Here is a 23,481-nt window from a genome sequence, read left to right on the forward strand (position 1 = left end):
CTCTGTGTTGATCACCAACTCATCCCCGTAGTAGCTAGCACCATCGGGTTCCCATAAGCCTTTACCGCCATCAGCAACCCATTCCAGTGCCATGAACTCACGCTGCTGATCAGCCGCAGCGGCGTCTTCTCGAAAATCAGGGCAGCGATCGCTCTGCACACCAGTGGGATGAACACTGCAACAAAGGTAAGGACTACCCGGATTGAACCAGCAGCGATCGCACTCAGGCAGTTTTTGAAAGGCAGGATCAGTCATCGTCCTTGGTTTCAAGCTGGTAAATTCGTAGGGAGGCGTATTCTGGCATTAACCGCCAGTAGTAGCCGGAAGGGGGTGCAGGCATCCGAGTACCGCAACGATAGCCTAGTACTGGTTCGCCCCGACGGTGGCAGTGCTGAAGTTTTTGGTTCTGTTCTGGCTCAGCTTGGGTGTGTAGCCAGAACAGGTGCGCCTGTCCGCAATAGCGAGCGTTCATGAGGCTAGCAAAGAGCCATTCCATCACTGCTTGTATCGTTTCGGGTAGTACTTCGCTTTCCTGCTGCCCCACGCTGTTAACAATTAGCTTCTCAGGTTCAGGCAGAAGGGATGACAGTCGGTCGCGAAGACGGTGCAGGAGTCCAGTCATGGCAGATGCAGGTTACTTGCTTTCACCAGAGTGCCCAGTCAAACAACGCCGACAACATCTTTCTGCATACACTACCCGTATGACGGCTCAACCCCAAAAAGACCCCAGCAACGACAAACGGTGCTGAGGTCGGATAGGTCTACTAAGGCGAATGAGTCTACTTGTCAGACAAATCTCGCATGACGACCAGATGCCAGTTTATCGGGTGTAGCCGAACATCTACCCGGTCTTGACTTACCACTATTTCGGGGTGGACTGTTGACAGCACCCTAATCAGTATGATTAGACTAAACGCGACACGATTCTTTTTCTTGGGGAATTTACGACCGAGGTAAATAATTTTGCTTCGATGTGCTGGATTGAGAGTCATAGATCTTGGCTCCTGTCTAAAATTGCTTGAGATGAATCGGACTTTGAATTTACGTAACGAGGAACGATTGCCGTCGTTCCTTTTTTATTGGTCACTATCGACACACTTGAGACGAACCGTATTGATGTCTGAAACCATAAGTAGTTGTTAGTAACGACTAACTTCCACACCATATGCAGCCTCCTTAGTAACACTGCGTACTTTAACCTGTTGTCCCCCTGTTTGGAAGCCTGTATTTTTTACATAAACGAGGTTGGGTGGACGATGCACATTAACATCCCTTACTTAGCAGCCACGCTATATGCAGCCTCCTTAGTAACACTAAGCACTATCGGTTGCATTGTGCCCTCTGCAATCATTAATGTCAATTCCGTTTTTTGCGCTTATTGTCAAATACTTTTTTCAGTCCACATATAACGCTTTGAACATATTCGATGTTTTTATTAAAATTCGCATAAAAAATGCGAATATCGCACGGATACTTGCACATTAAGAAAACACGGTTATATTTTTTTACCGTTGTTACTTTCACTGAGACCGTGACGATCGACGGTTGCAAGCCTTTGCTGATTTTCTGAGGTGTGGGTGTAAACGTGTTGAAGTCGAACACGTCAGAATCGCTGTAAAGCGTCGCACCCTCGTATCGAGGCAACACACCATCCTGAACCAGCTTCATCACGTTGGGATTATTAATCAGTTGCACGATGGGCGATTCTGAACACGTAGACGAAGCTGTTACGTCTTTCTGCGTCTGGTTTGATTGTGGGTACATGGCGGGTTTACCTGGATTGGTTACACGATAAATCCAAGCTAAACCCCCTTGCAGCTTAGGTAAATCAAAAATTTAATAGTGAAAATTTGACTATCAAAAATTTGATAGTGACATTGGTAAACGTTTGCTAAGGTGGTCTTGTCTTTGTCAATTCACAGATCGACACACTAGCCATTAGTTGAGGAACATGTAGCCATGACAAAAATTCAAAATAAATTACCACCATTTTGTAATTATGGTACCTTTTCAATCGTCTCAAACTGGTCGTTTTATTAACGAAGATGAGCCAATAAAAATATCAGAAAGTGAAGAAATTTTTCTCTTGATCCTTGCAAGGGGTGAGAACTACGCTGGGAAGATGGTTGATGTGATCGCAGAATGCACTAATCACACGCTCTCTCTGAACCCTGGCAGCTACTTCCGAACCCTTAAAATCCTTTCAGATAGGGGGATGGTTATAAGGATTGATATGAACAAAGAGCAACATGAAGCTAAAAATGGCAAAGCGGTTTACTACCAGATTACAGAAATGGGTTTGCAAGCTTTACACGATAAAGAAGTCTTTCGCCAAAAATTACGTGGTATTGAGGTTACTGATGTTATCCCTACTTAATTTCTCCACATGATAGGAGACTGTTTATATGTTTCAGTTTTTGATTGACAAACTACTGGCACCGCTCATTGACGAGGAATGGCGGGAAGAAGCTCTAGCCACGATAGATGAGCTTCACGATGAGTTGCTTCGACGAGAGTACAAGCCGTTCATAGCTTCGATCATTACGTTTATACGAGTGCTGTCGATCGTCGTCTACATACCAGCTTTCAATTTTAGTGATGTGGGTTTGCTTCAGAAGTTTCGTAGCGCGTGTAAAACAAAGGCAGATAATTTTTCAAGGTACTTAGCTCTTAAACGGGTTGAAATAAGACTCAACCAGTTACAAGCTTTAGATGCTGAAAAAAGTTGGTTAGATAAAGAAAAGCAAGAGCTTGAAATGCATAAAGCGATTGCAGCAGCAAGAACCGCTGCAACTTCAACGGAGTCTTGAGTCCAAATCCGACCAGACCTCGTAAATGGGGCAGTTCATGTCAACTGCTCACTAACGACCAGAATTTTTCCGCTGCTATAACTAAGCCTAAAGGGTCAAATCAACTTTTATCCTTTGTAATATCGGTTTCTGTGGCTGCCGTGATTAATTTACGGTGAGCCTTTAGTACAAAAATTTTATCCTCGTTAGCAATGGCGAGGTTTTTGTTGGGGTCGCTACTACCTAGTTATTCTCTGTGTCAAGGCTATAGTGGGTTCACCTGTGATGGGGCTGAGTGGCAACGCTCAACGGGTGAGAAGCAGGCAAGCGGATGGAAGATATTAGTAACGATGGCGAACAAGGAGCAACTTAACCTTCTATTAAAGAGTGTAAGGACGTGGAACCTTTGGCGTATAGAGCATTTTGATGTCGAGCCAGACCTCCGTGGTGCCAACCTCGTGGGTGCCAACCTCAGTGATGCTAACCTCAGTAATGCCAACCTCCCCAGTGCTAACCTCCCCAGTGCCAACCTCGTGGGTGCCAACCTCAGGGGTGCCAACCTCAGTAATGCCCATCTTTATAGTGCCAACCTCCGTAGTGCCAACCTCGAAGGTGCCAACCTCGAAGGTGCCAAGCTCGTGGATGCCGACCTCAGTGATGCCAATCTCGAAGGTGCCAAGCTCGTGAGTGCCTTCCTCCGTGGTGCCGACCTTGAAGGTGCCAACCTCCCCAGTGCCAACCTCGAAGGTGCTAACCTCGAAGATGCCAAGCTCCGTGGTGCCAACCTCGTGGGTGCCAACCTCGTGGGTGCCAAGCTCCGTGGTGCCAACCTCGTGGGTGCCAAGCTCCGTAGTGCCGACCTCAGTGATGCCAACCTCGTGGGTGCCAACCTTGTGGGTGCCAAGCTCCGTGGTGCCAACCTCGTGGGTGCCAACCTCGTGGGTGCCAACCTCAGTAATGCCGACCTTGAAGGTGCCAACTTCGTGGGTGCCAACCTCAGTAATGCCAACCTCCATGGTGCCAACCTCGTGGGTGCCAACCTCAGTAATGCCAACCTCAGTGATGCTAACCTCTGTGGTGCCAACCTCGTGGGTGCCAACCTCAGTGATGCTAACCTCTGTGATACCCGCTTGATTACAGCTACCGCTCTACACACTAACTTTGGGAACGCTACTCTAACAGGAGCCTGTATCCAAGATTGGCACATTAATGCAGACACAACACTGGATGGCGTGATTTGTGACTTTATTTACCTTAAGGATAATCAGCAAGAACGTCGTCCCAGTGCCCCTCACCAGACCTTTGCACCTGGTGAGTTCACCAAGTTGTTCCAAAAGGCGCAAGAAACCCTTGATCTCATCTTCCGTCATGGCGTGGACTGGCAAGCGGTTGCCTATGCGTTTCAGCAACTTCAAATTGAGAATGAAGCCGATGATTTAGCGATCGCAAGTATCGAAAATAAGGGCGATGGGGTTGTAGTGATCCGTATTAAGGCGGCACCGACGGCTGACAGACCCAAGCTCCACGGCAGCTTTATGGATGTCTATGAAGTTGTCCATAAGACCCTGGAGTCCCAGTATCAGGCAAGGCTAGAAGATAAGAACAAGCACATTAACCAACTCTTTGCACTGGTTCAAGACTATCAAGCCCAAGACACAGAGGTAAAAAAGCTCATGGCAGACGCGCCCAAGTTTAATTTCAATGCTCCAGTCGGTAGTGTCGCTGACACCATCCAGGCAGGCGGGCGGCAGCAAGCAATTCAACACAACTACGCCTCAGAACCGCAACAAACTCTGGCGGCAGCCGCAAAAGAGATTCAAGCCTTGTTGCAACAGTTAGAGCAAGCTAATCCCACCGCAACTGAGGCTGACCAAAAGGCGTTCGTCAATGCTGCCCTGCCCACCACGACGCGTGATCGCATCTTAGGAGCGGCTCAAGGTGGTGGACTAGCTTGGCTGGAAGGCACCCCGTATGGCAAAATCACCAAGGCTATTATTGAAGGCTGGCAGAAGCCCAGTAAGTGATTGTTGGGACTTGCCCATTGATTAGCTTAGCTAACGAGTAACTTGCGCTTCCGGTGCTGGACTAGCCTCAAACTTGCATAATCCTTGAAAACACTACACAGTAGTAGTTCTAATTTTTTAGTCGCTTGCACTCCTGAAACACGCAACTAATCAACGCCAAAAAACGCCAACGAAACGACCGACGGCTGTAGCTTTGCAAATTTTATACCAAGACCACTGGACTAGATTTGGACTAAACAAACTGAGAGAATCTGCTTAAGTGCCTTTCTATGCTGTGCTTCTGAGTGCTCTTGTATAAGTACGGACAGCCTACGTAAGCGCCTAGACTTGCTTTTATTGAGTCTCCAAATGAAGAAAAAGTGTGAAAGCTGCGATGATAGCTCCTGTAGCGTCAGCCGTTGTCTGCCATGTTACGTAAGCCTCTGAAAATCAAACAGCTCCTTCAACCTTGTGTCAGCCTGTGGCGTTGGAAAGGTTGGAGTGAAAATCGGAAACGCTCATTGGGGTGGCTGTGCTTCGCTGTTCTTACCTTAGGATTTGTGTGGGGTTCTCAACCCTACCTCTGGCCCGGAGGTCTAGGCTTTGGAAAGGAGCAATCTGTTACCACCATAAGCATTGAGAGAGATAAGCAGGGGAATATTACCAAGTCTATTGAGACAACCAAAAATGACGATGGGAAAACCCTCTGGGATTTATTGAGCCTCCTAGGAGTGCCGTTATCATTAGCAGTCCTGGGGTATTGGCTCCAGCAGCTACAGCAAAAGCGTACCGAGGAAGTAACTAGAGAGCAGCGTGAGCTGGCAGAAGAAGAAACGAGGGAAGAGGTTCTGCAAGGCTACTTTGACCGCTTAGCCATGCTTTTAGTTGATAAGAATCTGGTGGCAATCGTAACCAAGGTCAATGCCATGAAGATACAGGAAACGGGAGGTCAGCCACCAGTTCAAGTGACGACTGAAGATCAAGAGCTATTAGATTCTGCCGTTGAGGTCATTCGAGCCAGGACATTGTCTATCCTGAGAAGGTTTCAAAACGACAGCGCACGTAAAACCAGCGTTGTTCACTTTTTGATTGAAGCAGATATCATCAGCAAATTAAAACTTAGCCTCCGTGGTGCTGACTTCAGCCATGCCAACCTGAATGGTGCCAACCTCAATGGTGCTGACCTGCGTAGTGCCAACCTCAGCGGGGCTGACCTCCGTGGTGCCAACCTTGGCGCTGCCAGTCTCGCCGCTGCTAACCTCAGCCATGCCAACCTCGAAAATGCCAATTTCAATTATGCTAACCTCAGCGGGGCTGACCTCAGCGGGGCTGACCTCAGCTTTACTACCTTCCAAGGTGCCAACCTCGGCTTTGCCAACCTCAGCTTTACTAAGGTCCGCTCTACTACCTTCCAAGGTGCCAAGCTCGGCTTTGCCAACCTTCACGGTGCCGACCTCGACAATTCTTCATACCTAAGTGATACGAAATTAGAAGGTACAAAACTCTGTAGAACAACATTGCCAGTAGATAGCAAGCTCGACCCAGATCGCGACTGTAAAGAACTCGGAGTGGAGGAGTAACTCAACCTCGATAGCGTCCGCTTGGTCTAACGTGCGAGAATCGCGTCTCGCTGCTGCTGTGGAGTCACGTCTAGGTAGAGCGACAAAGAATTAAGGCTTTCATGCCCCGTAATGCTAGCGATCGTCTTCAATGGGATATTCTTACCGTGCAAGTTGGTTGCCAGCGAGCGACGAAACGAGTGCGTACCCACACCCTTAAGCTCTAGCGCCTCACAAACCGCTCTCAGTTCCTTATCTACAGCTTGTCGAGTCAAATGTCCGGCTGTGCGCGGAGAGGGGAAGAGATAGCCGTCTGTCGGCAGTGCCGCATGACTCAGCAGCGCTACGAGGTAAGGATGCAACGCCACTTCCCTGGCTTTCCCGGTTTTCGTGTGGGTCAGTGTGATGACACCCACTGCCACATTGAGATTCTCGGCTTTGAGTGCCAAGGCTTCACCCATGCGGCAACCTGTATAAGCCGCGATCGCCACCACGAATTTATAAGGTTCTGCACAGAGAGCAAGCACCTGATCAATTTGGGCGTTGCTCAGAATTGCGGCTTGACCCTTGCCGTTGACTTTTGCCACCCGCCAACCTCGTTGTTTTGTCTTTCGTCGATTCTATTGTCGTTTTGAGGAAAACGACAACTCAGACACACCGTTTCAGGGTGTTTTAGGGTAAGTCGGTTGGTAGAGAGGGAATGTTCAGTGTTGCTTATCAAACACGAGTGCCAGAGAATCGTGGTTTGAGCCGTTTGCAGCCTGATTCATCAGGTTTGCTTAACTCGTTGACACCATTGACATTTTTGGCTGTGCTGACGCTTGACGCACTGCCCATCATCGTGCATCAGCGTGAACGTGCTAGTGATTCACTAACCAAACTTTTCGATCATGGTTTGAGCACGTTTGCGGTTCGCTGCCTGAAGCCTTCGATCGTGTCGTGCTTGGGCAGCAGTGATCACTGAATCCATTGTTTTGGGGTCACTCTCACAGTGAAGCAGTAGCGCTTCAATCAACACCTCTCTGCTGATGTTGTGCGAGCGGCTCAAGTCTTGAATGCGATCACTCACAGTTTGTTCTAGTCGCATGGTCGTTTGCTTGGTGACAATTTCATCATGATAGAAGTCTGGGTTTCTAGGTGTCGAGATACCTTGACTCACTGGGGGCAAAGGGGCACTTAAGTTGCCAGTTTCTTCTTCTTGAGAGCGTAGTCTAGGTATCTCGACATCTGGATTTGTCGATTGTGTTGGGGTGTTAGCCAAACTGGCATCACGGCTAGGGACTGCTGGACGTGTTCTTTTTGTGAGGCGTTCTAGCGCATCTTCAGGCATTAAGTGCCTCCAACAGTTTTTCAAAGGGGTATTGCAAGTCTGGGTAGCCAAGTTCTGTCAGCAAACAGCCCTGTCTAATGGCTCGCTTAAACTGTTCTGACTCACGGATGGAAGGCAGGATCGGCACAGCTCCAGCAAGCTGCTGCATCGCTTCAATGTTCTGTCGTGACTCAAGCGCTTGACTCTTACCTGTCCATCTGTCGCGAAAGGGGAGAACGCCGAGAATGCGTCCTGAAAAAGCGGTGATCTGCTTCTGCTCATTTAGGAAGTCCAGGGTATCTAGCAGGCTGTTTGTCCCTTTGACGTTAGCTTCCGCTGGAATCACCACAAACTCAGCTGCCCCTGTCGCCGTCAAACAAAGCTGCGATCGCGATGGTTGGACATCAATCAGGCAGTAATCAAAGAGCTTTGCAACTGCTTGTAAGCGCAGCTTGAGGATGAATGCCCCCGCTCCAGATGAGGCGAGGAAATCATTCACCTTAAACAACCCGCGATCAGCAGGGATGACAAACAGGTTAGGGTAGCGAGTCGGGTAAATGCCGTCTTCTGGCGTGACCTGGGCTGTAATGACTTCTAACAGCGTTGGTTGTGTGGGCTGGAGTTCTTGCCCCAGATAAAATGTCAGGTTGGACTGTGGGTCAGCATCAACTAGCAAGACTCGATGCCCCTGAGCAGCCATAAGCAAGCCTAGGAAGAAAACGACTGTAGTCTTTCCCTGACCGCCACTAAGCGAGATTGCAGCGCACGTCTTCATAACCCTCCACGCTTGAGTGATTGAGCTAACGCTACAAGGTGTTATGCAGTATGTCTACTTGTGCAGAAACGTAGGTACTTAGATTTCTAAATGCCTGTAAATTCAAGTGTCCAAAATAATAAACATCTAAACTTCTAGATACCTTGACTCTGAAAACAGAGGTGTCTAAACTTCTAGAGGTCTAGAGCCTAAGATCTGAGGTGCCATTGAGGCTTTTAGTCTATAGATTGCAGCATGTACTGAAACTTATTAGCAAGCAACGTCTGTCTGGCTTCGATGAGCGCTTCAAAGTTATTGAATACCGCCAGCACTGTCTTCTCCTACTGCGACCGCTAAGCCCACGTTTCTGCTTCACAACAACCTAATCTTTTAGGGGTAAACGAGCCGACCCTACGAAAGGAGAAGGTTATACCACTATGCGCTATGGCGATAAGAGCATGTCAGATGCAAAACTTCTCAACTTAATCCTAATTGCTCCTTGAGCGCCTCTGGCATAGTGAGCGCTTCTTCTAGCCCACTGATGTTATCCCACTGAGTCTCTTTGTTCCAGCGGATATATCCTAGCCTCGCGCCAACCAGCCTCGCGCCAACCAGCCTCGCGCCAATCAGACTCGCGCCAATCAGACTCGCGCCAACCAGCCTCGCGTTATCCAGCCTCGCCCGATCCAGCCTCGCGTTATCCAGACTCGCGTTATCCAGCCTCGCGCCAATCAGCCTCGCGCCAACCAGCCTCGCGTTATCCAGCCTCGCGCCATCTAGACTCGCGCTATCCAGCCTCGCGCTATCCAGACTCGCGCTATCCAGCCTCGCGCCATCCAGCCTCGCCCCAACCAGACTCGCGCTATCCAGCCTCGCGCCATCCAGCCTCGCGCCATCCAGCCTCGCGCTATCCAGCCTCGCGCCAATCAGACTCGCGCCAACCAGCCTCGCGTTATCCAGAATCGCGTTATCCAGCCTCGTTTCCTGTAAAGATGCACCAGTTAAATCCTGACCGCTCAAATTACAGCCAGTGAGATCCAGCCAGCCCAAACAGGAAAAAGCCAGTGTATTCTTTTGCCAGCTTGTACGCTGTCCCTGTGTTCGGGTCAGCCAGCTACCAAAGGTTTCAGGAGATGACCAGTCAAAATGGGAAAGTGCTCGCGTTTGACGAGCACAGGCATTGAGGGCTGCTAATAACGCTTCTTCCGCATTACGAGCCTGGCGGCTTGCTTCGTAATAGGTTGGGAGTTTTAGCTCCTCCATTGGCATGCCAGCTTTGAGCATGGTGCCCATTAAAGCGCTCAGCGTTTTTTGCCACTGACTGATTTGTTCGCGCGGCTGAAGCTGAATCTCGTCACAAAGGAACCGAAAGAGGTATTCATCCATTAGCGAAGGACCACACAGCATTGCCCAGTGCTTTAAGGCTTGCCGCTCATTCCAGCCCCGGTCTAAGTCTTGTTGATGGCTCTGCATCTCATCGTGGATGCGTGCAATACCGCGAACAAGACGCTTCGCCGTCAGATATTCCCCAAAGCTCTTGTGGGTAAACTCAAACGTCTTTTCGCCATCAGACTGCAACCCACTCTGCCGAAAATAAAACGCTGTGAGTAGCCGTGTCACTCCCGTTTGCGCCCCTTCCTGAAAGATGTCCAGGAGTTGTTTGAGCCCACTACTGTCGCAGTGAGACTCAATGTCGTGGACAGTGGTGGTGCGTCCATCCCCATGCCATGACGAAAGCGCTACTTCCTCTAGAATGCGAACAAATTTGTCCAGTGTCACGCCTTGCAAAGTAGGATGCTGGCGACCCGCTGCCCAGCCGCGTTCATGAATGGCTCTGAGCAGATCTACATAAATCTCGTTTAAGTTGGTGGTCTCCAAAATAGTCAGTTGCCCTTGGACATAGCTGAGCGCAACTAAATAGTTCAGCAGCGGTTGTCCTGTAATCTCAACCAGATTCCCCTGATTCAGTTCCTGGGGCAGATTCGTGTAGCCACGCCCACTCACGCTGCCGTAGTTTTGCCACCAACGATCGCGGCGATCCTCCGCTAAAAGCTTATGGGTATCAACATACTGCTTGCGTTCAGGCTCTGGCACAAAGTAAGGCAAGATGTGCAGAATTTGTCCTTCACGCCGAATTTCGGCGCTGTTTGCCTGCACAGCCACATCACGTCCACTAATCAAGATCTGTAGCCGGGTGTCTCGCTGATTGAGCCGATCGATCTGCTTCTGCGCTTCACGCACAAACTGCTGAGCCGCCTCGATGCCGACCTTGCCTTGCTTCGCCAGTTCATCTAAGCCATCAAAGATGAGCAATACTCTCGGTTCTGCTTGCTCTCGTTCCAATGGATTGGGCGGCAGCAACCCATCGGGGTCTGATTGCACGAAGGTGCCCACTGCCTTGTCCAGGTCTGCACTCAGGTCAAAGAGGTGCAGCGGAATGTACAAAACGGGCACCTGACCCGTTTCGGCTAAAGTCGCTGCCAGGATTTTAGTGAAGGATGATTTGCCGCATCCTGGACCACCACAAATGACACGGATCGCATCCTCGCGATCGGCATCGTTGATCCAAGATTGCAATGCGCTACTCAAATCAACCACCACGCGCTCTTCTGCCTGACGCTCAAGCTCTGTTCGATAACCAAGTTCTTGCCCCTTCTGTTGAGGTTTTTTACGGGTGTAGTAGGCACACAGAGGGACATAGACCTGCTTCAAGCTAAAGGCTTCGAGGAACATAGGTTCTTCAACTTGCTGCTGTAACAAGGCTCGATAACGCAACCATGCCTGTTCGCGCGCACTTGCTTTGGTAAAGGGGGTATCCAGTTGCGTTTTCAGGCACTCATAATCTTTGGCGCGGACACGCCACTCTTCATGCAGTGCAAAGACAAAGTAAGTTGGCAGACGGTCACTGATCGTCTGTGCCTGAATCTTCTCTACCACAAAGCTTTCTAGCCACTGTGAGAGAGGTGTCTTAAATGCCTTTAGAATGGGCAGTTGCTTCGGCGCACGGAAAAATTCTTGGTTGATGACTAACTCAGTTGTCTCTAAAGACCAATCGAGATGCTCGCATAGGAGGCTCAAATCGTCTGGCTGCTTGACTAAAAGCTCTCGGTTCTCCTTCAGCAATTTGGCAATGGCTCGTTCGAGCGAACGATAAATCAGCAGCCAAGCTATTTGCTCCGGCTCCGTTGCCAACCCAATCGCAACGGATGCCTCAACAACATCACTGGCGACCCCTTCCCATTTACCGCTCGCGCTATCAATGACCCCTTTCCCCAGCGCTTTGAATAAGTCTTTGAAGTTCGCTTTGAGCGGACGGTTCCAAACGGAAACGGGTTTACTAGCCGAAAATCCAGACCCAGTGTTCATAACGACTGGTAGCTCTCCAGCGAAGATTAGTTGCTTTCATTAAACTGGCTCAAACGATGGTCTGGTGTAATCCTTAAACCAGCGTAGGAGTAGTTGGTGTTTCACTGTATAGATACAACAGTCCTTGTGCCTTACCTGAATTACCGTTGAAATATTTGCTCAGAACGTTTAACTTCTTGTTTGAAAGAATAGGAATGGAGGTCGGAACTTAATAGGAGAGAGCTAGTACACCTTTGTATTACGGCAAGGATAAAATTCTCGGCTCAACACGAAAAAGCCCTCTGATGAGGGCTACCCAGATATTGATGGAGTGGATCAACGGAAAATTAATTCTGTTCTCGCTGCTGCTGGATAATGCGTTCGACAGTCGCTATATCGGTTTTCAGCTTTTCGGCAACCTGCTCAACCGTTAAACCCAGCTCAAGGAAGCTAGGGATAGTAAGGGACAGCATCCGCTCACGCTCTTCTTCACGACCTTCTGCCCGTTCTTCTTCTGCTATTTCCTGATAGAACCGGGTCTGCTTCAGTTCGTCTAATCCCAGCATTTGCCTGATCGCCTCCCGCTCAAGAGTTGGGAACTTATAAACCAATGTCGCTAACACTAATTCTACGACGCGCTCTTGCTCTGCGCCATCCGTAACCTCGCCTCGCACTCGTTCCACTAGCTGTCTTGCCCTCGCTGGAGTGATTTCATCATCCAAACCAATGAGTTGCAGTACCCCCAGTTCTAACGACTGCTCCGCCAGCTCGCTGGGTAGCTCATCCAAGTAGACACGCTGGAAGCGGACACTCCTGGCATAGTCCTGGAAGTGGGTCGGTAGCTGTGGGTCAAGACTCCGCCTGGTGAAAATGAGGATGCCGAGCCAGTCATGTGGCGGTTGGTAGTCCCGCAAATACAGAAAGATTTCGGCAAAGAAGCTGTGGTAAAGCGTCTTCTTTTGATCACGATAGCCCTGCACCTCGACAAAGACAACGGGCGAGTCAACGGCATCAGGCGACGGGCTCAAAACGCCATCAATCCGGAAGGAGAGTTGCTTCACCTCCTGAGAGCCAAACTCGTAGGAGTCGGCATGAGGAGCGTGGTCACCCAGCAACTGAAACACCAGGTCCGGGTGGTTCTGAAACAAGCGATAAAAGAGCGAATCTGTTTTCACAAGCAGCAACTGCACAGGCAAAGCAGTCTGATTGTAAGCGGTCGGCGGTATGCCTTGCCGCAGCAGTCTGCAACGACTAGCAGATGAAGGCAGCTCGAGGCAGCAGAGAAAGAAGCCCCCAGTCTAAGTGAAGGCTTCCATACGCGGGGGGTATACAACCCATTAGCCGCCCTTAGTCTACCTAGAAGGCTACATAAGAACAAGTGTACTAAGATACATTACAGCGAATGCTTGACGTGCAGCAGGGAAAACTGACTCTGTAACGAACGCTCGGAACGCCAAGACTTACCGTAAGCGCTTGCCACTGTGCAGACCTAGATGTCTAAGTGACTTCAAAACCAAGCCTATGCGTTCTTGATCGCAACTGACGGAGTGTTGGTTAGAAGAACTTCATAAGCTCAATACAATGTCCTTCACAATCAGAAGGTTCTGTGTCCTTCATGATTTTTGATTGTCACTGCAATTGTGATTGCTTAAATTAACGAAGTCTCTATTCTTTTTACACATGAAAACTGAGACACATGGTATTGGAGCCGCCGCCGCCGCTGCCATAACAGCAACTGGTGGTCGTGTCCCTTTTGCAACTGTAGGATCACCAATTTCTTCAGTCCACCCTTGCTTGAGTCTCATTTTCAGCTTTTTTGCTGCGATCGACGGCTTCTTGTCTAAATAGGCTGACAAGTGCTTGAGCTTGCCGCAGGTAAAGCAATAACGCTGCTACAAGGGATTTTCAGTACAACAAGTTCAATTAATTTAGTCTTTTAGGAGGACTGACACATGAATAACGACACAGTGGAAGCTGGTGCATTTGCTGCTGGTGGAGCAGCAGCTGGTGCAGGTGTAGCTGCAACTGTTGGTGGTATGGGTTTGGCAGTTGGTGGAACAGCCGTTGCCATTACTGCCGCTCCAGTTGTTGCTGCTGGTGCGGTTGCTGGGTTGGCTATATACGGTCTGAAAAAGGCTATTTTCGGCTAGGGTTAGACCTTTATTAGAAAATTGCGTTAGTTGAAAATTGCCAAGCGGGGTAAGTTCTTCTTGCTCCGCTTTGTCTGCTTGAAGGACGCAGCAGATCCCAGCGCTACAGTTCTGCATTAGTGACAAGCAAAGGCAAGAAAAAACCTCGCTACTGAGTAACGAGGTTGGAAGGGTGTGACCAGACGAGAATTAGCTACTTCGTTTCGTCCTCGTCTGGTTCAGTTTGCGAACGGAACAGGTTGGTTGATTTGCTGCCCAGCAGTGCAAAAATGGCACCGAAGCCCATTTGACAATTGCTGATTGCACTTTCAAAAACGCGGTTCTGCTGTGGGGACAGCGTGGACTGTGCGGCTAGGTAAAAAGCCGTGCCACCGGAAAGGATGGTCAGAGCGAAGACGGCAATAAAGATTTCCTGGAAGACAAATAGAACGTTAGGCTTGGGCATTAGTTAGTAGGTCCTTGGTCTAAACCATTAGGTTGACTCTTTTAGAATCTCAAAAAGCCTCAAAGGTATAGTCAGAGCGTGTGTTCGGCTTTTTGTCAGAGTGTCTGTCTGACAACTTTGACAGAATTGAAAGGAAAACTTTTGGCGCAGCTATGGGACGACGATCGCTACAAGCGTCTATACAAGGGATTGCGGTGCTTAAAAAGGCGCTGAAGCAGAAGGGTGGCGGGCAAACATATGTCGCTGGCGCTGTAGGTTGTTCTCGTCAAACGATCTGGAGCCTATTGCAAGGCAATCCCATTGACTGTGATGTCTTCCTGGCAGTTTGTACGGAGCTGGCATTGCAGTGGGAGGAAATTGCCGCACCAGAGATTGCCGTACCAGAGGACAATGCTGCCATTGAAGCGCTGATAGAAACGGTACGTAAGCAGGTTCACGACAACATTCAATACCGCTGTGGGTCAATGCAGGTGTTGGACATGGCACAGCCGATTGGTCTAGATGCGATCTATACCGATGTCAACGTACTGAGAGACATTACGGGTCGGCAGCGTTTAGACCTAGCACAACTCCTACAGCACGCTGCCTTAGAAGACTTCGACCGCTTGGGTTTTACTCAAGTGAAAGTAGAGCGAGTGTCGGGGTTGGAAGCAGTGGAGCGTTTTGACAAGTTAATGCTCTTGGGCAAACCGGGAGCGGGTAAAACAACCTTTATGAAGCGGCTAGCCACATTGTGCAGCGCTGGCACTTTCCAAGCTCACCGCGTGCCACTGTTTATACCTCTGAGAGATTTTGCGGAAGCAAAGGGGCAGCCGGGTTTGCTGGAGTACATTGGTCAGCAGCTGACGACCCTTAAAGTCCAAGCTACACAGACAGCAGAGTCACTGCTAAACCACGGACGTGTCTTGGTCTTGCTCGACGGTTTAGACGAAGTGAGGGAAGAGGATAGCAAACGGGTATTACAGGAAATCCGGTTCTTTGCCGACCAGTTTCACACCAATGCCTTTGTCATTACCTGTCGCATTGCAGCAAAAGAGTATACCTTCCAAGCCTTTACGGACGTTGAAGTTGCTGACTTTAACAAGAAGCAGATCGCTGGTTTTGTCACCAAGTGGTTTGCCTCCAAAAAGCTAGACAAGACAGCACGGTTCTTACAAAGACTGGAAGAGAACCAACGCATTCACGAGCTAGCTACCAGTCCACTGTTACTAACCCTCTTATGTCTCATTTTTGAAGGACGAACGGATTTCCCAGCGAACCGTTCTGAGCTTTACGAGGAAGGTGTGGACGTTCTCTTGAAGAAGTGGGACGGGACTCGCAGCATTGAACGAGAGCAAGTGTACAAAAATCTGTCCCTCAAGCGCAAGGAAGATCTTTTGAGTCAGATTGCGTTTACCACCTTTGAGCAAGGTAATTACTTCTTCAAGCAAAAGGCGATCGAGCAGCACATTACAACCTATATTCAGAACCTGCCGGATGCTCAAACAGATCCCAAGACCTTACTTCTCGACAGTGAAGCGATCCTAAAGTCAATCGAGGCGCAGCATGGTCTACTGGTGGCACGAGCAACAGGTATTTACTCTTTTTCTCACTTGACGTTTCACGAGTATTTCACTGCCAGACGCGTTGAGAAGCGCGCTGACTTGTTAGAACAACTGGTGAGACACGTGATGGAGACGCGCTGGCGAGAAGTGTTTTTGCTCACGGCTGGCATGTTGGAGAATGCTGACAAGCTTGTGCAATTGATGAAAACTCAAATTGACCAGCTTGTGGCGGATGATGAAAAGCTACAGCAGTTTCTCCACTGGGCAAACAAGAAAGCAAGCTCTGTGGAAGTGTCTTATAAACCCGCTGCTGTCAGAGCTTACTATACTTTTCTCGACAGCGCCCTCGACAGCGCCCGCGCCCTCAACCGCGCCAGCGACAGCGCCAGCGCCCTCGCCAGCGCCCTCGCCAGCGCCCTTGCCAGCGCCCTTGACAGCGCCTTAGCCCACGCCCGCGACCACGCCCTCGCTAGCGCCCTCGCCAGCGCCCACGCCCTCGCTAGCGCCCTCGCCAGCGCCCACGCCAGCACCCACGACCACGCCCTCGCCCGTGACCTCGCCAGCACCCTCGCCAGCGCCCTCGCCAGCGCCCTCAAGGACACTGCAGATCCTGAATTGAGACAAGCTCTGCAAATGCTAAAAAACCAACTTCCTGACCTAGAAGGCGATCAAAAAGCCGCCAAGCAATGGTGGCAGGAGCATGGTCAAAAGTGGTCCGAGCAGCTTCGAGCGGTCATGATTCAATACTGCAATATTGGACACAACTGGCAGTTCAGTCCCGATCAGGTACAAATGTTGGAGCAATACTTTACAGCCAATAAACTGCTGGTAGACTGCCTCAACAGCGATTGCTATGTGACCCGCTCAGTGCGTGAAGAAATCGAAGCCACTTTGCTGCTGCCGCAAAGCCTACCGCTGAATACTCATACGTAAGCTTGTAGTGCACTTAAGTAAAGGGCAGAGAAAAAAGGAGCTGATCTTGCTGATCAGCCTGCGTCAGCGACAACGACGGCGACCGCCCTAAAAGCAGTGCAGCAAAGGCACAAAGAAAAACCTCGCTAGTGAGTATGAGGTTGAGCTGTATGAAAAGTGCAAAGCAATTTTACTGCCAGGGCAACCGCAACGGAAAGGGTTTGGTTTCTAGTGGCTCGGCTGCTGGCGAAGTGGGGTTAACAGACTGCGTGAGTGCCACGTTCAGCGTCGCACTAAACTTTGCTCCAAGATTCAGTTTTAGCAGGTCATTGGTAGCTAATTCGTCAAGCGTTTGGTAACTCAATTGGTACTCCAGAATCGAGATAACTTCTTCGAGCCACTCGTCAGGCAACTGCCCTCGCAGCTCACGACGAATTTGAACAATTCTAGGATTCGATTGGTTAAACATAGCGTTAGCGAAAGCCTCTACAAAAGTGCCGTAAACAGTGCCGTGTATAGTGCCGTAAACAGTGCCGTGTATAGTGCCGTAAAACTGCCGTGTGGACTGCCGTAAACAGTGCCGTACGGCATACGGCACCTGACGTAACTAGCATTCCGTCTAGGTTTCGACCCACCGCACCCACTCCGCGCGGGAAGTGCCGTCTGAGAACGTTTCAATCAAGTGGAGGTTGATGAGCTCCAACAAAAGTTCTTGCACCTGCTCTGCGTTTAAGGAGTTGTTTTTACCCCAACTTTTCTTGAGATCTCGAACAGCAATCGCACCTTTTTTACGCAGGTAAACGCCTAAGCTTTTGAGGTCACTTGTGGGTAAAGAATCGAGGCGACTGCGGGTTGAAGCCGGTTCGTCTGACGGTGGTTCAGCTTGCCAACAGTCCTGTAACCAACCCACCACTTGAGTACGAAAATCAGGTGGTTTTGGCTGTGCTGGTGGTGATGATTGCAGTGTTGTTTGATTTACTTCAGATGGCGGTTGCGGTGGTAGCCACACGGTAAAGTCTGTAATTTTGCGCTCGATCGTCGGCAATTCAACCCCTAACCATTCAGCGTGCCCAGGCAGTTTTAACTTGCCCTTCCCACTCGATACAGGTTTACGAGTCGTGGGGTGAATCGTGGGGATGAGTTCTAATTCCAGCAGGGCTGCATCCCGTAAGCGAGCAATGCCCTTGGCATCACCTAGTGCTGTAAGCGTCCGATCGTGCGCGACAAACAGGGGTGGCATCAGTACTTTACGGCTGTCACTCATGGCGGACTTGAAGAACTTACTACCGATGTCACCCGGTAGCCTGTCTGCCCAGTTCGTCATTTCTTCAGAGACTACGCTGGTAATGCGCTGCTGCTGCCGTAAGGAATCTTGCCAATCTTCCTCAGTTAAACCGGAGCGGTTAAACTCCTGATAGCGGCGCTCGATTTCGTCGAGGTACCACTGCAAGAACTCAGCGATCGCGCGGTAGTCCATCCCAGCACCGATATGGCGAATGCCTTTCCACTCGTGGTTGGCGGCGTGCGGATCGAGCAAAATCACCTGGTGACCCGCTTGCACTTTCTGCATGACCAGATAACGCGCCGTCCAACTTTTCCCAGCGCCCATACCGCCAAACAACAGCCCTGGATATTCCAGGAAGTTTTGCAGGTAGGCGGTAGGGTCAGCCGTGGGCTTAGATGTGGGTGTGGCAGGTGTTGCTGACTGCTGCTCAGGTGCGGTTGCTCCTACTGGCGGGTGAGCCTGCGGCTGCGCGGGCAACTCCTGGAACTCGGCATCCTCTACATCCAGGTAGGGTGCCATTTGGGGGTAGAACTTCTCAGCGGTTTGCAGTTGCGCCAATTGGCTATAGCCCTGTAAGTCGCTCTGATGCTGAATGGCTTGCAGCTGGCTCTGTTGCAGCAGTGTTTGCCGCTCCCACTCTTGATACGCTCGGCGATAGTCGCGGCGGCTCTGAGTCAGCAGCCAGGCAGAGATGCAAAGCCCAGTGCCCATCAACGACAGGGGGATTTTGCGGTAAGCCGCCTGGTAGGTAAGCTGCGTGCCTAGAAAGCGGAACGTTTCAGGCTGGTGTAGATAGCCACTGACCGAGAGTGCTGTGCTAGTCATACCAGCGGCTAGCAGCCCCAGAATCTGAGGCAGATACGGATCTTTCACTTCAGCACCTCCTGTACTTGCTGTTGTACCTGTTGACTGGTGTGAGCGATCGCGTCAAACCAGCCGCTGAAAACAGCCACTATCAGCGCAATCGCGATGGCGAGTAACCGGGCACTCTGCGAGAGATAGGCAGGCAGCACGAGTGCCAGCAGACAAGCGATCGTGCCGATCCAGTAGAAGGGCAGCAAGGCTGGCAGCCAGCGGGCTAAGAGGGTTACGGTAATGCCCAGGGCAAACAAGCCCGTAAAGCGGCAAATACCGTTGAGGGCGTAGTCGATGCGATCTGCTTCTGGCTCTGGCTCGTAGCTGCCAGAAGCGGGGGGTAGTAGGAGCGGTGAATCGTATGGGTCAAACATGCTTTACCTCACAAAGAAGTTTTTCACGCCGTTCCAGAAGCCTTTGCCAGGCTTGCCAGCAGTGCCATAGGTCAGCAGTTCTTTGCGGTTTTCGGCTTGTTGCCGTAACGCTTCTTGCACCTGCATCTGACGCTTTGCCTGGGGCAACCGCTCGCCGATCGCTTTGGCTCGGTTCTGATGCCGCAGGTGGATCAATTTCACTGCACTTTGGAAGTCAAGGCGGTTCAGGTCCTGCTCCGAGCGGTATTCGACGTTGAGGCGCTCCATGCCGTGCCCTGCTTTCTGGTTCAGCAGTTGCAGGTGCTTGTCATACCCTTTGCTGAGTAGCCAGGTATCTAGCAAACTCTTATCAATTTGCTTCGAGCCTTTTTCGACTTGCTTCAACACACGCTGAACAAACTGCTCGTACTCGGCTTGCCCTTCAATCAGCGTGGTGAAGTGCTTTTCGAGGATCGGCAGAATCTCTTTGAGTCGGGTCATCGCAGTGGCGCGATCAGCAAACAAGGCGAGGTCGTGGTCGCTCATTTGCGGCAGTCGTGCTAAGTCGATGCCGAAGTAGCGGGTCGCGCGTTCGGTCAGTGCCCCTGCGTGCGGCAGGAGATGGGATTGAATGCCCATGTGTCTGTTGCTGTAACCTTTGGGTCTTGGTGCTGACATTAGTGACACTCCTTGTCTTCAGAGGACCAAAAGAGAAAACTGCTGCGCTGGGTGTCGCAGATTGGCGAGCGAGGGACGATGACAACCCGTTGACCAGAGGCACCCGCCAGAAAGCCAATGCCATAGCCCAATAGGACCATGCCTAGTACGGCGGCAATGCCAATGAGGACGGTGTTCAAGGAATCGCGGTAAGTGGTGACGCGCTCAGTGTTTGGTGTTTGGGCTTGAGCCAGTACTGACTCTAGGGGCGTAAAGGTGGTGCTGCCGTCTGGCTGTTGTTTGACCAGGTAGGGCGTGCCACCCTGATCCGCCCAGACTGCCAGTGGTGTGGGTGACGGCTGAGCGCCTGGTAGGGCTTTAAGGTTGGACATTAGGGCTTCCTCCGATAAAGTTGCTTGCTAGCCAACCGGACTGCCCACGCCAGCGTACAGGTACCCACGTCACACCGTCTTGCTGTACACGGCGCTCAATGCTCAGTTCCACCAGGTCGCCTTGCAGCAACACGCCTAAGACCTGGCTCTGCAAGCTGGGTGCGGCGCGGAAGTTTGCCGCCACGCCAGGGCTATAGATACGGGTGATCGGTAAGAGCGCAGCATCACCCGGCGCTGGTGTCGCAGTATGGGTGACGGCTTCTGTTTGAGGTATTGCAGGCGTTTCGGGCTGTGATGCGGTAGCATCCTGCTGGGATGCTAGGGACGGCTCGGTCGCTGGGGCGACGGAAGGCATAACAGTCGGACTGGCTGATGGGATTGGTGCTGGCTGTTGCTGCTGTGCAAAGCCAAAGCCAAACATTAAGAGTGGGATTGTCAGCAGCCCTAGAGCAAGGGGTAAGCCCCAACTCATAGAGGCTTTTGGTTTGGGTGGCTGTACGGGGTTGAGCGTGAAGAACTGCCCCTCACCTGTAAATGGTTGATTGGTCATAGCTTTCCTCAAGCTGAAGGAGGCGATCATTCTGTTGTGGGTCAGGCGATCGCCAAGTTGACTGTGGCTGTGTTGTTGGTTCGTAGTCTCAAAATGCCAGTGCTTAAGCGCATTGCATGGAGGGAGGCAGAAAGCCTTCCAGGAGGTTCTCCCCGGCTGCTGGTGGCTGAGCGGGTTTTGCAGAGTGGCAGACTGCCAGTTGGCTTTCCCCAGCGACGGGAGCGCCCTCTAGCCCGATGCACCGGATGTGGTCGAGCACAATCACTGACAGGGCTTGGGAGGTATCGGTAATGCCTAGTTTTGCCGCTAAAGCCTGGAGATATTCGTATTGGTAGCCCATAGGAACACTGCCACGGTTGGTCTGGAGCGGTCGCTCGGCTTGATGACTCATCACTGACCTCCCATCCGGTTCAATAAGGTATCGGCTAGTTGCTTCAACCCTTTAGCGTTTTCGATCGCACTATGGGTGATAGGTACGATGCCACAGCTTTTGAGTGTGGGTTGGAGAGCAGGGAGGTTCGCACCACCACCGCAAGCAATGACTTCATCAGCATTGCGGTGATAGGGCATCCCAGCCTTCACTGCACGTACCAGCACCGCTCGTGCCCATTTCGTCAGCTCGTCGTGATAGATGTCTGCAAAGCTGTCGCCCTGCTTGCCGTAGAGCAGAGTGTGCTGCTCAATCCCCACGCGAATCAAATGGCGATCGCCCTCCTGCCCACGCTCCAACAACCGCATCGCGGGATGTTTAGCAATGGCTTCAATCAGGTTGTCGACGCCAGCAGGAATGTTTTCAGGTTGCCCAATGACGTTTCCGGTGGGACCGAACGCCAGCACACGGATAGTGCCACTGCCAATGTCGTAGATGACACGGCTGGATTGCTCTCTCGCTGCCAAAAGCCGTGCGGCACAAACGCCATAACCCTCTTCGTAGATGTGCCCAATGCGAATCGAGACTGTGGATGGTTGATGATGACCCAGAGCAACAGTGTGTCTGCCTTGTAGTGCTTGCTGGAGACGTTCACCATAGGTCTCAACTGAATGCACCGAGGCAACCAAGAAGAGCTGCCATTGTGGGCGATAAGGGAGTGTTGCTATGGCTGAGAGCAGCAGCTGCAAGCCATACAGCACTTTTGCTTGTGGATCGTCAGCGTTCTTGATATAGCGCTTGGGATCGTCCAGATAAGCAGGCAGACCACCGAGCCAGCTAGAGCCGACTAAATCAGCACGATCGCCATGCAGGTAGCGCACAAAGCCACCACCCAAACTGGTTGGGATATTGTGCAGCAGCTCGTATTGCTTCTCAGAGAAATAGGAGGGAATCACGACTTCCCGATGCCCACTGAGGACTAACTTCGACTGACCGAAGCCCGGATCGTAGCCTGCTGCCAATGTCTGTGTCGGCTTGGCAACTTTGGCTGTCGCTGCCAGTAATGGACTCATGCTTGCATCTCCTGAAATAGTGTCAAAGCTTCGCTAAAGGGTCTTTGAGCGGCTTTCTAGAAGGGAAAAGCTTGCTGTAAGTTTTGCCGTTCGCCGTCACCACTGCCCTCTACTGCCGTTATGCTAGCATTGGTTCCAGTGTTGATAACATAGAAACCAATGCTTTACGCTTTGTATTCTTTGAAGAGGGCTAAGATTCTTATGTTGCAAGCAATCAGCATTGACGCACTTATGGCGAAGTTCTCGGACGTTACCAAGAGGACGACAATCACCCTTCCAAAAGAAATTTTTGACAGCTTAGAAGCCTGGGCTGACGAGGAAGGGCGACCCACTGCGAATCTTGCAGCATTCTTGGTTGAGATGTCAGTACGAATCAAATTTCCTGATCGCTTCCCTCCCAAAATCCAGAGGGGAGAAGACTAAAAATTTTGTCGATCGCTTTTGCCAGATCTTTGCTACGATCACGCGAAATGGGACAAGTTAACTTATGACCACTGTTGTTGTGAAAGCGTCATTAGGGCAACGGATGCGGCAAAAGCGAGAAATGCTTGGTCTTTCTCGCCATAAGGTTGCTGTTGCCTGTGAAGTCACGGAAAACACAGTGACTAATTGGGAAAACGGCAAGCACGTTCCCAAGTTGCCGCCCAAACAATTAGCAGCGCTGCTTGCAACACTTGAGTGGGAACTACAGGACTTAATTGATGACTAAAGGAGGAAAACTTAAAAACTGAATATGCAAAACCCCTGATAGCAGAGCTACCAAGGGCAAAGAAAAGCTTAATAAACCAAAAACCGAGTCGTACCACTCAAATTAACATCCGCACGTCGCCAAACTTGTGATGTTAACAGAGTCCTAAGCACGCCCCGGCTATGGTCTCCTAGCCACTGCCGTATTCCGGTAGGGCAAGAATGTTTATTGGTTTTGCTTTGGTGGTGTTGCTAATTCTATACAGCTCAAGACTTCACAGAAAAGTTGTGCAAATCAACAAGAATGGCTGTTTCAAGGGAGTCATCAGAGTATTCGTTGAACAACTTACCTTTGCAAGAGCTTAAGACTGTATAGAATTAGCAACACCCCAATACTAGCAAAAGTTGACATAATTGCCACAGTTGTAGCGTTAAGAGACTAGACCCAG

General features: G+C 50.7%; 27 protein-coding genes. 10 read left to right on the forward strand and 17 right to left on the reverse strand.

The annotated features are described in order from the left end of the window. Together H6F76_RS02230 and H6F76_RS02235 are read right to left on the reverse strand one after the other, a co-directional pair. The coding region (locus H6F76_RS02230; protein WP_190505531.1) for a hypothetical protein at nt 1-255 on the reverse strand (255 nt) is incomplete at its 3' end. After that, nucleotides 248-622 carry a hypothetical protein gene (locus H6F76_RS02235; protein WP_199321866.1) on the reverse strand — a complete coding sequence of 125 codons (375 nt, stop codon included), beginning with the start codon at nt 620-622 and terminating at the stop codon, nt 248-250. The genes H6F76_RS02235 and H6F76_RS02230, both read right to left, overlap by 8 nt. Between H6F76_RS02235 and H6F76_RS30830 the strand changes: the two genes are divergently transcribed. After that, nucleotides 621-749, forward strand: a complete 129-nt coding sequence (locus H6F76_RS30830; RefSeq protein ID WP_277881172.1) for a hypothetical protein — start codon at nt 621-623, stop codon at nt 747-749. The genes H6F76_RS02235 and H6F76_RS30830 overlap by 2 nt on opposite strands. A gap of 607 nt (nt 750-1,356) precedes the next feature. Here H6F76_RS30830 and H6F76_RS02240 read toward each other — a convergent pair. Next, on the reverse strand, nt 1,357-1,764 hold the full coding sequence (locus tag H6F76_RS02240; RefSeq protein WP_190505533.1) for a hypothetical protein: 408 nt from the start codon (nt 1,762-1,764) through the stop codon (nt 1,357-1,359). A 235-nt stretch (nt 1,765-1,999) separates the two neighbouring features. Between H6F76_RS02240 and H6F76_RS02245 the strand changes: the two genes are divergently transcribed. The 4 genes from H6F76_RS02245 (at nt 2,000) to H6F76_RS31295 (ending at nt 6,372) form a co-directional block, all read left to right on the forward strand. Further along, entirely contained in the window at nt 2,000-2,377 is a 378-nt protein-coding gene (locus tag H6F76_RS02245; RefSeq protein ID WP_190505534.1) for a helix-turn-helix transcriptional regulator, read from the forward strand. Nucleotides 2,378-2,405: 28 nt separating this feature from the next. Next, nucleotides 2,406-2,810 (forward strand): hypothetical protein, encoded by a 405-nt coding sequence (locus H6F76_RS02250; protein WP_190505536.1) that lies wholly within the window; start codon nt 2,406-2,408, stop codon nt 2,808-2,810. A gap of 329 nt (nt 2,811-3,139) precedes the next feature. Continuing rightward, on the forward strand, nt 3,140-4,813 hold the full coding sequence (locus H6F76_RS02255; protein ID WP_190505538.1) for a pentapeptide repeat-containing protein: 1,674 nt from the start codon (nt 3,140-3,142) through the stop codon (nt 4,811-4,813). Between the two features lie 539 nt (nt 4,814-5,352). Next, nucleotides 5,353-6,372, forward strand: coding sequence for a pentapeptide repeat-containing protein (locus H6F76_RS31295; RefSeq protein ID WP_190505540.1), 1,020 nt, complete (start codon nt 5,353-5,355; stop codon nt 6,370-6,372). Nucleotides 6,373-6,398: 26 nt separating this feature from the next. Here the strand turns inward: H6F76_RS31295 and H6F76_RS02265 are convergent, their stop codons facing one another. From H6F76_RS02265 to H6F76_RS02285, 5 genes are all read right to left on the reverse strand, one after another. Continuing rightward, the gene (locus tag H6F76_RS02265; protein WP_190505542.1) at nt 6,399-6,938 is read right to left on the reverse strand and encodes a site-specific integrase; all 540 of its coding nucleotides are present in this window, start codon (nt 6,936-6,938) and stop codon (nt 6,399-6,401) included. A 284-nt stretch (nt 6,939-7,222) separates the two neighbouring features. Next, complete coding sequence (locus tag H6F76_RS02270) at nt 7,223-7,681, reverse strand: hypothetical protein (RefSeq protein WP_190505544.1); 459 nt, start codon at nt 7,679-7,681, stop codon at nt 7,223-7,225. Then, on the reverse strand, nt 7,674-8,435 hold the full coding sequence (locus H6F76_RS02275; RefSeq protein WP_190505546.1) for a ParA family protein: 762 nt from the start codon (nt 8,433-8,435) through the stop codon (nt 7,674-7,676). Before H6F76_RS02275 ends, H6F76_RS02270 begins: the two co-directional genes overlap by 8 nt. A gap of 456 nt (nt 8,436-8,891) precedes the next feature. Next, entirely contained in the window at nt 8,892-11,780 is a 2,889-nt protein-coding gene (locus H6F76_RS02280) for a pentapeptide repeat-containing protein (protein WP_190505548.1), read from the reverse strand. 326 nt (nt 11,781-12,106) lie between these two features. Continuing rightward, a complete protein-coding gene (locus tag H6F76_RS02285) occupies nt 12,107-12,934 on the reverse strand; it encodes an Rpn family recombination-promoting nuclease/putative transposase (RefSeq protein WP_190505550.1) in 828 nt (275 codons plus the stop codon). A 505-nt stretch (nt 12,935-13,439) separates the two neighbouring features. Between H6F76_RS02285 and H6F76_RS02290 the strand changes: the two genes are divergently transcribed. Beyond that, entirely contained in the window at nt 13,440-13,607 is a 168-nt protein-coding gene (locus H6F76_RS02290) for a hypothetical protein (protein ID WP_190505552.1), read from the forward strand. A gap of 104 nt (nt 13,608-13,711) precedes the next feature. Further along, nucleotides 13,712-13,909 carry a hypothetical protein gene (locus H6F76_RS02295; RefSeq protein WP_190505554.1) on the forward strand — a complete coding sequence of 66 codons (198 nt, stop codon included), beginning with the start codon at nt 13,712-13,714 and terminating at the stop codon, nt 13,907-13,909. 193 nt (nt 13,910-14,102) lie between these two features. On the opposite strand, the gene H6F76_RS02300 is transcribed toward H6F76_RS02295, so the two are convergent. Beyond that, the gene (locus H6F76_RS02300; protein WP_190505556.1) at nt 14,103-14,354 is read right to left on the reverse strand and encodes a hypothetical protein; all 252 of its coding nucleotides are present in this window, start codon (nt 14,352-14,354) and stop codon (nt 14,103-14,105) included. 152 nt (nt 14,355-14,506) lie between these two features. Here H6F76_RS02300 and H6F76_RS02305 point away from each other — a divergent pair, with 152 nt between their 5' ends. Beyond that, the gene (locus tag H6F76_RS02305) at nt 14,507-16,831 is read left to right on the forward strand and encodes an NACHT domain-containing NTPase (RefSeq protein ID WP_190505558.1); all 2,325 of its coding nucleotides are present in this window, start codon (nt 14,507-14,509) and stop codon (nt 16,829-16,831) included. A gap of 169 nt (nt 16,832-17,000) precedes the next feature. Here H6F76_RS02305 and H6F76_RS02310 read toward each other — a convergent pair whose 3' ends face one another. From H6F76_RS02310 to H6F76_RS02345, 8 genes are all read right to left on the reverse strand, one after another. Next, the gene (locus tag H6F76_RS02310; protein ID WP_190505560.1) at nt 17,001-17,408 is read right to left on the reverse strand and encodes a hypothetical protein; all 408 of its coding nucleotides are present in this window, start codon (nt 17,406-17,408) and stop codon (nt 17,001-17,003) included. A 21-nt stretch (nt 17,409-17,429) separates the two neighbouring features. Further along, nucleotides 17,430-18,968 carry a hypothetical protein gene (locus H6F76_RS02315; protein ID WP_190505562.1) on the reverse strand — a complete coding sequence of 513 codons (1,539 nt, stop codon included), beginning with the start codon at nt 18,966-18,968 and terminating at the stop codon, nt 17,430-17,432. Beyond that, nucleotides 18,965-19,324 (reverse strand): hypothetical protein, encoded by a 360-nt coding sequence (locus H6F76_RS02320; RefSeq protein WP_190505564.1) that lies wholly within the window; start codon nt 19,322-19,324, stop codon nt 18,965-18,967. Before H6F76_RS02320 ends, H6F76_RS02315 begins: the two co-directional genes overlap by 4 nt. A gap of 3 nt (nt 19,325-19,327) precedes the next feature. Next, nucleotides 19,328-19,981, reverse strand: a complete 654-nt coding sequence (locus H6F76_RS02325; protein WP_190505566.1) for a hypothetical protein — start codon at nt 19,979-19,981, stop codon at nt 19,328-19,330. Then, nucleotides 19,981-20,352: a hypothetical protein gene (locus H6F76_RS02330; protein ID WP_190505568.1), complete on the reverse strand. Its 372-nt coding sequence runs from the start codon at nt 20,350-20,352 to the stop codon at nt 19,981-19,983. Before H6F76_RS02330 ends, H6F76_RS02325 begins: the two co-directional genes overlap by 1 nt. Then, complete coding sequence (locus tag H6F76_RS02335; RefSeq protein WP_190505570.1) at nt 20,339-20,902, reverse strand: SH3 domain-containing protein; 564 nt, start codon at nt 20,900-20,902, stop codon at nt 20,339-20,341. Before H6F76_RS02335 ends, H6F76_RS02330 begins: the two co-directional genes overlap by 14 nt. A gap of 103 nt (nt 20,903-21,005) precedes the next feature. Further along, nucleotides 21,006-21,293, reverse strand: a complete 288-nt coding sequence (locus H6F76_RS02340; RefSeq protein WP_190505572.1) for a hypothetical protein — start codon at nt 21,291-21,293, stop codon at nt 21,006-21,008. Next, on the reverse strand, nt 21,293-22,345 hold the full coding sequence (locus H6F76_RS02345; RefSeq protein WP_190505574.1) for a hypothetical protein: 1,053 nt from the start codon (nt 22,343-22,345) through the stop codon (nt 21,293-21,295). Before H6F76_RS02345 ends, H6F76_RS02340 begins: the two co-directional genes overlap by 1 nt. Before the next feature lie 231 nt (nt 22,346-22,576). On the opposite strand from H6F76_RS02345, the gene H6F76_RS02350 reads away from it, so the two are divergent. Further along, nucleotides 22,577-22,768 carry a hypothetical protein gene (locus tag H6F76_RS02350; protein WP_190505576.1) on the forward strand — a complete coding sequence of 64 codons (192 nt, stop codon included), beginning with the start codon at nt 22,577-22,579 and terminating at the stop codon, nt 22,766-22,768. Nucleotides 22,769-22,832: 64 nt separating this feature from the next. Beyond that, nucleotides 22,833-23,054, forward strand: a complete 222-nt coding sequence (locus H6F76_RS02355) for a helix-turn-helix transcriptional regulator (protein ID WP_190505578.1) — start codon at nt 22,833-22,835, stop codon at nt 23,052-23,054. Nucleotides 23,055-23,481 lie beyond the last annotated feature (427 nt).

The organism is Leptolyngbya sp. FACHB-321, assembly GCF_014695975.1.
Lineage (GTDB): Bacteria > Cyanobacteriota > Cyanobacteriia > Leptolyngbyales > Leptolyngbyaceae > Stenomitos.